The following is a 12,151-nucleotide window of genomic DNA, read 5'->3' as shown; positions in this document are numbered from 1 at the left end:
GAGAAGAATTAGTTGCAGGTTGGATTTGTTAGTAATCGTATTTCTCCTGGCAGGATGTCTAGGAGACAGGTTCACGCTTTCAGATACTGCTCCTCTCAGCATAGATGCTGACCGCATCTGCTTCACTGTATTAAAACCTGATGACTATTCACTTTCATATTTTGACCTCTTTGAAAGAGGAAATCGGAACTCTGTTAAGCAGCCAGAAATAGTAGAATACAGAACAGATAACAGCCTGCTTCTCTGCTTGGCTGAGGACACAGCAAGCGATTCAGAAATTGTTTATGTTGCGCAGTTTGGTCTGACGACACAGACCAAACATAAACCGATTCGGAAATTCTCTGTGGCTTTCAAAGCTGACAAAACGGGATTTGTCAGTGTTCAGCTGCTGCAAAACGAAATCAGTTATTACATGGGGCGGGGATATTAGCGGTTCAGTTTATCAACGGACTGACCAGCACTAATTTCATACATAGGGCGTTTCTTCGTCTTATGAGTAATCAGGCTATGTGCGTTATCTATCGCGGTATGCTCAGTTGTATGGCTACTTATGCTTATGATCTTGACGGCCGACTATTGAGTGAATACTCGCTGGAGCAACAGGCTCAAATAATTGCTGATAACTATATTCTTACTGAGTGGGGATTTGGTCGATGGAATGAGTTAAGGTTGTATGACCATGTCAAATCTGTTAGAGCATTGAGTGAGCCTGAAGCCTGTTTAGCTTATATGAAAGCATTAAGAGGTTTTCCATGGTGAAATCTATGAAATTATATTTCATTGTCATATTCACATGCTTCGCTATAGTCGGGTGTACTTTGGGAGAAGATCCTGTCGGGTTTGAACGCGATGCCGATATGAGCGTTATTGATGATATGCTATGTATGAATATAGCCCAGAACAAAGCGTATTATTTCAGTATTTTTTCAATAAAAAATAAAGATGGCTCAGGGCTTAGGAAAACAATCGATGGCAGCGAGTTAATAGCATTAAATAATAAACGTTGCATGCCATTATCCTGGTTGCCTGCATCAGAAAAAAAGAGTATATTATTCATTATGGTCTATTGTACAGACTGGAAACACTTCCATCCTTTAGAAAAGTAGCGGCCATAAGGTTGAAGAATAGTCGGGTCTATAATTTCCCATTAAAAAGAGAAGATTATTTCCCTAGCTTCATCTCTGAGTGAGATTATGTTGACGGAAAAACGGAATTTTAAATATCGTTAGCAAACGAACGTAACCAGCTTGTTCTCGATGAAAGGTATAGATGTGTTCTCTGAGGTTTTCCATGTTGAAGGATTATTTCATCCCAAAAGTAAATTGGTTGCCTGTGATTGTTGCATTTATCACAACTGGTTGTGTTGGAGACAAGGTTACGTTTTCTGAAGTCGCTGAAGTTGAAGGTAAAGGAAATAAAGTATGTTTTAAAGTCAGGCGCGCCGATGATGTTACTGTAGGAAATGTAACAATTTTTAAGCGGGGGCAAAGCGAAAATAGAGAGTTTGTGGGGAGGGATGCTGTGGAGGTGGTCAATAATGAGTGTATATGCTTAAGCGATTTTACTTCCATGAATTTAATTAAGGGGAAATATATTGTAAGGTTTGTTCTAAAACCGAGTAAAAATCGTCAGAACCTAAGGGTTTTCTCCACTGCGATGGAATTTAAAGATGGAGATTTTGTGAATATTCCATTGCAACAGGATGAGGTTGTACATTATCTTGGTAGAAGAATTTGATTTATTGTAAATACTTAACCCCATCAAGTTTCTATAATGCATTAAGAGAAAGGCAATTATTTTCAGGTGTGTCATCGATATTAAAAAACGCCCCTTTACTCATGGTGTTTGTATTGTCAGGTTGTATTGGCGATAAATTTACACCTTCTCAGCAAACGTTGGTCAGCAAAGTTGATGGCCGCATATGCTTCACTGTATTAAAACCTGATAATTATTCATTTTCATATTTTTACCTCTTTGAAAGAGAAAATCGGAACTCTGTTAAGCAGCCAGGAATAGCAGAATATAGAACCGATAACAGTCTGCTTCTCTGCCTGACTGAGGACATTATCAACAGTTCAGAAATTGTTTATGTTGCTCAGTTTGGTCTGACAACTCAGACCAAGCGTAAACCGATCAGGAACTTTTCCGTGGCTTTTAAAGTTTACAACACGGGCGTTATCAGCGTTCCCCTTCAGCGAAACGAAATCACCTATTACATAGGCCGCGGATATTAGCGTTTAATTTTATTAAATGCCTGACCGTTTCAACTCAATACACTGAATTCTTATCTAACCCGCATTCCTGAAAGGGATTGAACCATCCGTCATCACGGAGCGAATGACAATGACCCCAAGTGAAATGTTACTTAGCGCAGCATCGGTTTTATCGTCTACCCAGAATCGCTACTCTCTTCACATTCCCGCCTGCAATGCTGTTATTGATGTTGAGAGTCTGAACGGTACGGAAGTGCTGAGCGCGAATTACCAATATGACGTGCTTTTCACCAGCCCCGATAAAGACATCTCGCCAGAGAAGATGCTGCGCAAAGCGGTAACGCTGATTATGGGCATTGGACCTCTGCAGAAATTCGAATCGCAGAAGATTGTTCACGGTTATATCACCGATTTCCGCCGTCTGACGGGTTCCGCAGACCAGGTTAGTTATCTCATTATTATTGAACCCCGCTTTGCGCTTCTGGATAAACAATTCCGCTCACACCGTTTCTTTGTGAATAAATCCGTTCCGGAAGTCGTCAGTCAGATACTGGATGAGCATGGTTTTCAGGGGTGGGAATATGAATTCAGCCTGAAGCATGACTACCCCAAAAGAGAGCAGATTAACCAGTATCAGGAGAGTGACCTGAAGTTTGTACAGCGTCTGTTGTCTGAAATCGGCATTTTCTATTACTTCACACTTCAGCCAGACACTCAGACTGAGGTCATCCGTTTTGGTGACGCGCAGAGCGCTTATTCCGATCAGAAGTCGCTGCCGCTGAACAGTCCCTCGGGTCTGGAAGACAATGCTCAGGAATCCGTCTGGAACCTGAATCTGACCCATAACGTAGTTGAAGCGGGTGTGACAGCAAAGGATTACAACCATCGCGAGGCACAGCGCGTGCTGCGGTCGGTGAAGGCCGATATGACGCGGGGTGATGGCGACAACATCTCTTACGGGGAGGTTTATCACTATCGTCCCCGCCATCCTTACAGCGGCGATAAGTTTGCTCCGGAGAGCGAGACAGCAAACTTTTATGCCCGTCTCGATCATGAACGTTTTCTTGCCCGGCAGACGCTGATATCCGGTATTTGCAACGATGCTTTCATCAGCCCCGGACATGTTTTATCTGTTACCGAAACAGGCATACCCACGCTGCCTGCACAGCTGCAGAGTCCCGTTTTAATCACCCAGATCAATGTGAGTGCGAGCCGACGTTCAGCCTTCCAGGCCACGCTGAATGCCGTGCCTTACAGTGAGACGCTTTGCTGGCGTCCCGCACTGCCTGCCCGTCCTAAAGTCAGCGGCACCATGACGGCGCGCGTGACCAGTGCGAAAGACAACGACATCTATGCCTGGCAGGATGCATCCGGGTTATACCGTGTAGTGTTTGATGCGGACGAGGAGGGTAGAGCGCGCGGCCTGGAAAGCATGCCCGTTCGCCTCGCGAAACCTTACGGTGGAGATATGTACGGCTTCCACTTCCCGCTGATACAGGGGACGGAGGTGGCAATAGCGTTTCGTGAGGGAGACCCGGATCAGCCGTATATTGCTCATGCGCTGCATGATTCACGGCATGTGGATCACGTTACCGAAAAAAACAGTACTCGCAACGTTATACGCACCGCGGGCCTGAACAAACTGCGGATGGAGGATAAGCGTGGTGAGGAACATATCAAACTCAGCACGGAGTATGGGGGTAAGACGCAGCTTAATTTGGGGCACAATGTCGATGCGCGGCGTGAGCTTCGTGGCGAAGGAGCAGAGCTACGGACTGATAATCATATCGCTATCCGTGGTGGCAAAGGCGTGTTTATCACTGCGGATATTCAGCCTCAGGCACATGGGAAGATGTTGTCGATGCAAGATGCTCTTAGCGAACTTCAAAAGGCGCAGCAATTAACTGAGTCCTTGCGAAGTGCAGCAGAGATGGCAAAAGCCGAATTGGCGGATTTACAAACCCAGAAGTCGCTTTTGAGTGATGCCATCACCGAGCTTAGGCAGTCTGCGTTACTACTCTCAGCGCCTGGTGGCATCGCGCAGGCCACGAGTAAAAGTCTGCAACTGTCAGCAGGTGAAAACCTCATTGCAACCAGCGGTAAAAACACTGACTTCAGCGTAATGAAAGCTTTTACGGTGGCAGCGGGCGAAAGAATCAGCCTGTTTGCACAAAAGCTGGGACTGAAGTTACTAGCAGCTAAGGGGAAAGTCGAAATTCAGTCTCAGAGTGATGAGATGTTGCTGGACGCATTCCAGGATGTACGTATCAGTAGTAGCGAAGGTAAAGTTATCATACGTGCAAAACAGGATATTTTGCTGGTAGGTAGCGGTGGTGCTTATCTGAGAATAGGAGACGGTGAAGTAGAGAGCGGTGCCCCGGATAAAATTATTCAGCGCGCAGCGGTATGGCAAAAATTCGGTGGTCAAAGCGCAAGCGAAATGTTTAATACCTGGCAACAGGGTAATTATGAACTCAACACGCAACTCATCCGGGCAGGAACCAAAGAAGCGGTAAAAAGTCATCAGGGGAATGTGATTAGTGATCTTGGGAAGACATTGGCGACTTCAGATGCTGCAGGGAAAATAGCCCCTCAAAGCTTTCCTGACATTGCCAGCATCAATTTAAACTTGAACAAGGAGCGTTAGTCATGTCTGAGGAAAAAACGACACCAAAAATTGAGCCGACATTTGATGAGGATGGTAATGCTTGTTATCAGTTGTTTACCACGCCTAAAGAAAAAAACATTTTACAGCGATGTGTCGTGTATCCAGACCGGGTTATTCCAGTCATTTTTATACCGGGTGTAATGGGCAGCAATTTGAGAAATAACGATAAGCAAGCAAGAAATATCTGGCGGCTAGATAGTAAAAAAGAACTTGTTTTGTACTGGTTTGGTGAAAATGCGAAAACGCGAAGAAAAAAGTTGGATCCCAAAAAGACAACTGTGGATGACGGTGGAAAAATAGATGATAAAAAAGAACCCTTTTTACTTAAAACTCGCCGGGAACGTGGGTGGGGAACAGTAGGTTATGAAAGTTATGGTACTTTTCTTGACTGGCTGCAAAACACTCTCAATGACTTTGAAAATGGTCATTCTAATGAGCGCACTAATCTGCTTAAAACCGCGCTTGAACTAGAAGTGGGTGATACATCAGTTAGTAAGGAAGAGGTAGATTTGACTTTCCGTTACCTCTTCCCTGTCTTTGCTATGGGGTATAATTGGCTCCAGTCTAACGCCGTTTCAGCTGTTGCGTTGAACAAATACATTGATGAAAAAATCCAGTTCTATCGGCTAAAAGGACGGCAGTGCGAGAAGGTTATTTTGATTACCCACTCTATGGGGGGGCTTGTTGCTCGGCACTATACACAAATCCTCGGAGGAGAAAATAAGGTACTTGGCGTGATACATGGCGTGATGCCAGCATTGGGAGCCGCAGCCACTTATCGCAGAATGAAGGCTGGGACAGAAAACGGTGCAGGTAACGTTAAAGGCTGGGGAGTTGCGAAAGTATTGGGCTCAGATGCTGAAACTATGACCGCTGTACTCTCTCAGGCTCCCGGACCTCTGCAATTGTTGCCGGGGAGAGAATATGGCCTAGGCTGGTTAAAGATAATAGACGACAAAACAATATATGCACTTCCAAACGAATGTCCCTATAGCGAAATTTATCTTAAACAGGACCAGTGGTGGGGACTGTGCGAGGATCAGTTTATTAATCCCGGTAAAAGCTTCAGTCAGGCAGACCGGGATAGGGACTGGAGAACGTTTGAAAAAATATTACAACGTGAAGTTATGCCTTTTATTGAGGATCTCTCTGGAAAGTTTCACCATAACACCTGGTCCTTCTACAGTGCAGATGAGTCATACAAATCCTATGGAGATGTTAGCTGGCAGGCAAGTACTCCACAGATTGAAGCATGGCTTAATAGGAACCGCCAGCGTGATGGGCTGACTGGTCGTGCTGTGAATAAAACAGAAATGTCAGACAAGAGAAATGTTGCCTCTTCCCTGTCCGGTAGCGGCTGGGCAAAAGGTATTCATCAGACTTACAAGTTGTTGCCTGCAGAAGAGGCGGGAGACGGTACTGTACCCGTGCGCTCAGGGCGCATCAATGAACACTCATTACAAGCACGGTTTCAGGTTTCAGTCGAACATGAACCAGCCTTCCAGAACTTACTGGCACAACAGTTTACACTACGTGCTCTAGTGAAAATCGTTCAGAAAATACAATAAATCACACTGAGGCAAGAATGAGAATCAAAATGGTCACCGCCACTTTGCTTGTATTGGGTGTTGGTATTATTGGATGGTACGGATATAGCTGGTGCTCACCAAGAGTAAATTTAACCTCAGAGGAGCGTAAGAACGTGATACATTTTTTACAGGAAGGAACTACCCGATGTATCGGGCGTTATTTGATTGACCTGCCGGAAACATTCATTATTAAGCCTGACGATGTATTGGTGTTTATTGATGGATCACAATTAGTATACAAACGGATCTATCGTCCAGCGTTCGAAAACAAAATCCGCTTAAGAGAGGCTGAACTATCAGCCACGAAAACCTTGAAGCCAGTGGATATGCCTTATCTCAAGGAAGTTTATTCTTTACCTGATGGTATGGAGGGGGTGATATTTGAACGAAATGAGAGTACCCAAATTGTTGACGCTTCACATATCCTTGAAGCTCACCTTTACACTAATGGTGTTGCTGTTGAAATCACCATTGAAGCTGATAATGGATTATCGTCGCGTTATGATGAAGAACGTAAACAAACACCTGAAATCTATGGAAATACTGTTCCTAATAAACTGGTTGAGCTAACTGATTTGCTAAGGCGTATTTCCGGTAAGCAGGAGAATGAAATACCAAATGAACCTGGATTCTGTCTGCCAGAATTGTTTATAAAGGATGGAATAACTAAGCCAAATGAGGAGATTAGTGCTAACTACATCTCTCAAAAATACCCTGAAGTTACATTTTATTTTGATAGCGATAACTACAGTGACTCTGACGATTCCCTGCTGGAGAGAGGCGCTATGATGGAGCGCAATATCAAGCAAGCCGAAGGTAATACCATCTCCAATGGACGCCGTAGCATCAATGGATTGTATGCAGAACAGTGGCTGGCAAAGGGATTGCTTAGTGACACCTACGGTGAAAAAGCCCTCCGATTTGTCATTAATATCAATGAAAAAACGGCATCGCCCAAGCATCCAATGTTATCTCTGACGTTCCTGCAGCAGGGCCTTGAGGGCGAGGGACGTCTTACAGAGGCCGAAGCTGTAAGTATCTGGCAGCAGGTTACCGACACTATCCGTATCCGCCCAAATGCGATAGCAAAATAGCCTGCTTTACCTAATCATTAGTACAACCGCATGACATATATGTTTTTTTGCACTGAATGTCGCCTGTCTATTGCCAGACATTCTCCCATGCAATGTCAACCACCTATTCAATCCGAATATTTTTACTGTTTTTAGTCAACGGCTGTTTGAAAAATGCGCACAGGGCGCAATGCCCTGGTGCATTGGTCTGAATTTAATTCCGGCGGCAGGTCTTTTTAACATTTTAACTTATTTTTAATAAATTAAAGGAAATCCTATGAAAACGCAGAATATCCTTGTTTCACCCGCATTTATCGCTATTTCCTGGATTGCCATGATCGGCGGCAGTGTGGTTTATTTGGCCGGTTTGTGGCAGGCAGGGATGGAGCTAAATGAAAAAGGCTACTATTTTTCTGTGCTGATTCTTGCGCTGTTTGCTGCGGTTTCATTGCAAAAAACGGTTCGCGATCGCCAGGAAAATCTCCCCACAACTCGCCTTTACTACGGAGTGTGCCTACTGGCATTTGGTCTTTCAGTTGCGCTGCTGGTTATCGGATTGGTGAATGCAACACTGCTGCCTAGCGAAAAAGGGTTTTACGGTGTGTCATTCTTCATGGCGCTATTTGGTGCAGTAGCCGTGCAGAAGAATACCCGTGATAACCAATTCACAGAACAAGGGATACCGGTTAATAATAACGTTGAGAATACTTTGGAGTAATGGCTGTCGGGCGGTGATGCGCCCGATTCGAATTATACAATTAAAGATTGTTCATGTTTATTTTTATTTGGCCATTACACCTTTTGTTGAGAGTATGCAATTATGATTGACAGGAATGCCGTGGTTCAACTTTTATGCGATCACGTTTTTGTATACTATCGATATAGTGAATAAATAAGTTTAAACTAGTCAACTCTTAGTCGTAATCATGCAACAAAGTATATTTTTCTATTATTTAATATTTTAAACCATTCACTTTTATATTTCATGGTTTATTCATTTCCGTTAATGCTTTATCTCACCATTTAAAATAGGAGGAAAAGTATATGCCAGCACTGACTTGCTTAGGCGATGCAACAACACACGGCGGTAAGGTTATATCAGCCACATCAACCATGTATGTCGAAGGTGTACAAGTGGCATTAGTAGGAGATAGCGTTTCATGCCCACTGCATGGTTCTAACCACATTCAGCAAGGCGATCCTACAGTGTTTGATAATGGCGTTCAGGTGGTTGTTCACGACTGCGTATGTGAATGTGGTTGCAAAGTTATCAGCTTTCGAAATGAGATGGTTGAATAAAAATGAATTGGCCGATTCCAGACATCCCACATAAGAAAAGCTTAAAGAAACCATCCATTAAATTCTTGACGATTGTTTTTATTCTTTTGATTTGCTTAGGTGCATTAACTTCAATTTTTCTGCTGAAAGTTCATGATTACAGAGATATAATAATCAATGGTTTGCTACCTTCAGGGTTGATATGGCTATGTCTCGTGGGAATTATTTGGTTTCGCTATGATCAATCTTCCAATGCCGCTATATTATGGGGTATTCAGACTCAACTTACCAAATCTCATTGGCAGCGTTGGGCTATGTGGCAAAGGCCGATTATAGCAAATATAATCTTGTGTCCTGAAAAAAATGGAAGCGAAGCTTTAATTGGAGATCCTTCTAATATTCCAGCATATCCGGTTAAATGCAGGCATCTACACCACGATTTTTTAAATTTAAGCTCTAAGTTTATTTTTTTAGTTGAAAATCTGGAAAGACAATGCCCTGGTTATCGAAATAGTCTTTATGACATCATTTTACTCAAAACAGAAAAGCATGATGCATCTCACATTTCTGAGGCTGTATTTAAACAATGGGATATTGTCCCTAATATTGTGTCTGTGACTGACCAATACTTTTCAGGTTCTGAATTCTGTTCGATTAAAGAAATGGCACTGATTATTACCTTGCAGGATTGGCCTAACTCTGTTGAATGTGGATATAGTGAATTCATTAACGCAAGTCTTATATGTTCATCAGAAATGATCAAGAGTGATTCATTTCTTGTCAAAGCAGGTGTAGGGAGATTTTTGCATTCAAACTCTCTGACGAAATCACTTGATATTCTCACAGAGTATAACAGGTTGGAGGCTTCAGAAATGAAGCATGTATGGCTTTCGGGAGTTGAGGAGGCTGATAAGATTACAATCGTACGCTATGCTGAAGAAAAAAAATGGGCACTTCCTTCTCGATATCCATTTTTGGTTGTTAATCATTCATTTGGCCCGCCAGGACCACTATCCTTTCCTGTTTCTATTTCACTATTAGTTGATGCTGCAATTAGAACGGGAGAAACTCAATTATTAATATCAGGTGGCAAGGATAAAGCCTATTCATTTTGTCTGATTACAAGGAAGTTGTTTTTATGACATCAGCAGCTTCGCCGGTCATTCGGCGTTTTAGTGTAACAGGATATTCAATATTAGTCGTGGCGCTTGCATGCGTAAGTGCATTCCTGATCACTACTTTCAGAAGTGGTATGGATATCTTAGGCGTAAATGTTGAATATTTTTGGTTAATCTGGGGGATGTGTGTAATAGCTTTAATAATAGCTGTCTTTACTCTTCATTTTTCTCAGAAAAAGTCAATTGGCGAAAAGCAAGAGCAATATTTACCTCAAAAAATAATTGGGCACGACAAGCAATTAGATAAGAAAAAAACCACTTCAACTGAAAATCACCGGATTATTCTTCAGCATCTCCATTATGCTCTCCGCCAACAACACGGCCGTCTTTGGAATTTCAAAGTTCACATCCTTCTCATCACGGGCAGCGTGTCAGACGTTGAACGCTTGGCACCTGGCCTGACCAATCAACTCTGGCAAGAGGACAGTGGTACGCTGTTGTTGTGGGGCGGCGATCCCGCCTCTCAAACTGATGAAAACTGGCTGATTGCTTTAAAGCGTCTGCGTCGCCGTCCTGCAGACGCGATAATTTGGGTGACTTCTGCTGCCGACCAGCTTAACGACATTGGCGGGTTGCCCACTACTGCGCAACCTTCCAGTGCCGCGATGGATGCCACCGCACATGCCTTATCGGCTCGTTGCAATATGCTCGGCTGGCGACTGCCGCTGTTCGTCTGGTCATTGCATACACGGGCTGGAAGGCAATCTGGCCGTATAACTCAGGCCGTTGGGTTCCAGACTTCCACAACCAATAATCACGATGCATTGCTCGCGGCACTGGCGGCGGATCTCATCGCGCAGGGGACCCAGCAGGTGGCGGGCTCGCCGCAGCATCACTTTTTGCTGAGCCTCGCGGACCAGCTGGCGCGTGTGCCTGAATCGATAACTACGCTGCTTTCTCCGCTGCAGAGTGTTCATCGCTCTCTGCCGCTGGCGGGGATGGTGTTCAGCCCGCAATCGGAAGGTACGGCACTTACGGTGCCACACCATTGGATACGCGATAACCGCTGGGATGCGCTGCCTGCGTCTTCAAATGAACTCCCTGCTCATCTTCGCCCGTCTCGCTATGGCATGCAGTGGAATCGCATTCTCGCCGCAGCCGCCTGTGTGCTGGTGGTACTGTGGGGAGCAGGAATGCTGGTCTCTTTCGCCGCCAATCGCAGCATTATCGGTGATGCCGTACAGGTGACTGAAAACGCTTCTGACAGCAGTCAGTCTTTAAAACAACGGCTTGCTGCGATGGGCGTGCTTCAGGATACGATCGGGCAATTACAGTATCGCCAGGAGCATGGTACGCCTTGGTACAGCCGCCTCGGACTGAATCAGAACGAAGAACTGCTGTCTGCCCTGTGGCCTCGTTACCGTCAGGCGGCGCTGCCCCTGCTACGCGACGCCGCAGCCTTGCAGCTTACTGACGCGCTGAAAGCCTATGCCGCACTCCCACCTGACAGCCCATTGCGGGAAACGCAGTCAAAGCAGGCCTACACACAGCTCAGACTGTATCTGATGCTGACGCGCCCTGAACGTATAGATCCCAGTTGGTTCAGCCAGACGCTGATGCAGAACTGGACGCAGCGACAGGGTGTGGACAAGGCATACTGGCAGGGCGCCGGGAGTCCGCTGTTGGCCTTCTATGCAGATAATCTCAATGCTCATCCTGAGTGGGCGCTGAAAGCAGACCCGGAGTTGGTCGGGCAGGTGCGCGCCCTGCTGGTTCGCCTGATGGGGGTGACCAACAGCGAGTCCCGCCAGTATCAGAGGGTGCTGTCAGATGTAACGCACCAGTACGCCGATTTGCGACTGGCCGATATGACCGGCGATACGGATGCCGGTCGGCTGTTTACCACCGATGAAGTTGTTCCCGGCATGTTCACCCGTCAGGCCTGGGAAGATGGCGTTAAACCCGCGATTGAAAAGGTGGCGCGGGAGCGGCGTGAGGAGATGGACTGGGTACTCAGTGATGCGCCGCCCCCCGCTGGTGATGCTTCCTCACCCGAAGCGCTGGAGGCGCGGCTCACCAGCCGATACTTTGCCGACTACAGCGCAGCCTGGCTGAACTTCCTCAACAGCCTGCGCCTGCAGCCTGCACCGACGCTTTCAGACGCTATCGACCAGCTCACGCTGATGGCAGACGTCAGACAGTCGCCGCTGGT

12 protein-coding genes are annotated in these 12,151 nt (G+C 45.5%); all 12 read left to right on the top strand.

Annotated features, from left to right (window positions below):
• Positions 1-25 precede the first annotated feature (25 nt).
• Entirely contained in the window at positions 26-430 is a 405-nt protein-coding gene (locus CRO33_RS07105) for a putative T6SS immunity periplasmic lipoprotein (protein WP_141399008.1), read from the top strand.
• A gap of 62 nt (positions 431-492) precedes the next feature.
• Positions 493-759, top strand: a complete 267-nt coding sequence (locus tag CRO33_RS24565) for a hypothetical protein (RefSeq protein ID WP_176505739.1) — start codon at positions 493-495, stop codon at positions 757-759.
• Between the two features lie 5 nt (positions 760-764).
• Positions 765-1,106, top strand: a complete 342-nt coding sequence (locus CRO33_RS07095) for a hypothetical protein (protein ID WP_097117602.1) — start codon at positions 765-767, stop codon at positions 1,104-1,106.
• Positions 1,107-1,290: 184 nt separating this feature from the next.
• On the top strand, positions 1,291-1,737 hold the full coding sequence (locus CRO33_RS07090) for a putative T6SS immunity periplasmic lipoprotein (RefSeq protein ID WP_141399007.1): 447 nt from the start codon (positions 1,291-1,293) through the stop codon (positions 1,735-1,737).
• A gap of 101 nt (positions 1,738-1,838) precedes the next feature.
• The gene (locus CRO33_RS24940) at positions 1,839-2,234 is read left to right on the top strand and encodes a putative T6SS immunity periplasmic lipoprotein (RefSeq protein ID WP_097117600.1); all 396 of its coding nucleotides are present in this window, start codon (positions 1,839-1,841) and stop codon (positions 2,232-2,234) included.
• A gap of 109 nt (positions 2,235-2,343) precedes the next feature.
• The gene (locus tag CRO33_RS07080) at positions 2,344-4,860 is read left to right on the top strand and encodes a type VI secretion system Vgr family protein (RefSeq protein WP_441339530.1); all 2,517 of its coding nucleotides are present in this window, start codon (positions 2,344-2,346) and stop codon (positions 4,858-4,860) included.
• A 2-nt stretch (positions 4,861-4,862) separates the two neighbouring features.
• On the top strand, positions 4,863-6,449 hold the full coding sequence (locus CRO33_RS07075) for an esterase/lipase family protein (protein WP_097117598.1): 1,587 nt from the start codon (positions 4,863-4,865) through the stop codon (positions 6,447-6,449).
• 29 nt (positions 6,450-6,478) lie between these two features.
• The gene (locus tag CRO33_RS07070) at positions 6,479-7,564 is read left to right on the top strand and encodes a T6SS immunity protein Tli4 family protein (RefSeq protein ID WP_097117597.1); all 1,086 of its coding nucleotides are present in this window, start codon (positions 6,479-6,481) and stop codon (positions 7,562-7,564) included.
• 256 nt (positions 7,565-7,820) lie between these two features.
• Complete coding sequence (gene yiaA, locus CRO33_RS07065; protein ID WP_097117596.1) at positions 7,821-8,261, top strand: inner membrane protein YiaA; 441 nt, start codon at positions 7,821-7,823, stop codon at positions 8,259-8,261.
• A 326-nt stretch (positions 8,262-8,587) separates the two neighbouring features.
• Positions 8,588-8,842, top strand: a complete 255-nt coding sequence (locus CRO33_RS07060) for a PAAR domain-containing protein (protein WP_097117595.1) — start codon at positions 8,588-8,590, stop codon at positions 8,840-8,842.
• Between the two features lie 2 nt (positions 8,843-8,844).
• Positions 8,845-9,963 (top strand): hypothetical protein, encoded by a 1,119-nt coding sequence (locus tag CRO33_RS24395; protein ID WP_141399006.1) that lies wholly within the window; start codon positions 8,845-8,847, stop codon positions 9,961-9,963.
• A 404-nt stretch (positions 9,964-10,367) separates the two neighbouring features.
• Positions 10,368-12,151, top strand: a 1,784-nt coding sequence (locus tag CRO33_RS07055; protein ID WP_217992806.1) for an ImcF-related family protein, incomplete at its 3' end; no start/stop codon positions are given.

The sequence above is a fragment of the Pantoea sp. GL120224-02 genome (assembly GCF_900215395.1).
Lineage (GTDB): Bacteria > Pseudomonadota > Gammaproteobacteria > Enterobacterales > Enterobacteriaceae > Pantoea > Pantoea communis.
The sequence above is the reverse complement of the archived record's forward strand: the minus strand, read 5'-3'. Positions and strand labels throughout refer to the sequence as shown.